This window comes from Pauljensenia sp. UMB6358, from assembly GCF_030216865.1.
GTDB classification, from domain to species: Bacteria; Actinomycetota; Actinomycetes; order Actinomycetales; family Actinomycetaceae; genus Pauljensenia; species Pauljensenia turicensis_A.
In genome coordinates this window covers 1-250 of sequence record NZ_JASOMS010000232.1, presented here as the reverse complement: position 1 = coordinate 250, position 250 = coordinate 1, and the positions used below count along the sequence as shown (strand labels likewise).

Here is a 250-nt window from a genome sequence, read left to right as displayed (position 1 = left end):
AGTGCAAGGACACCACGTCCGAAGAAGCAATCAGCTCGGCATTGTCTACCCGGCGCACATTCCCACCAATCCGGGAAGTGTCCTTGTCCGAATGCGCACTGTACAGGATGTCCATGCCGAAGGCGGCCCCGCGGCGCGCCATCGCCTCGCCGATCTGGCCTAACCCCACAATGCCCAAGGTGGCCCCTTGCAAACCCATGCCGAGCATGAAGGTGTGGTCGTAGCGCCAGGACTTTCCAGCGCGAACTAG

General features: G+C 61.6%; 1 protein-coding gene. It reads right to left on the bottom strand.

The window, feature by feature from the left end:
* The coding region (locus tag QP381_RS09285; protein WP_285068741.1) for an NAD(P)-dependent oxidoreductase at positions 1–208 on the bottom strand (208 nt) is incomplete at its 3' end.
* Positions 209–250 lie beyond the last annotated feature (42 nt).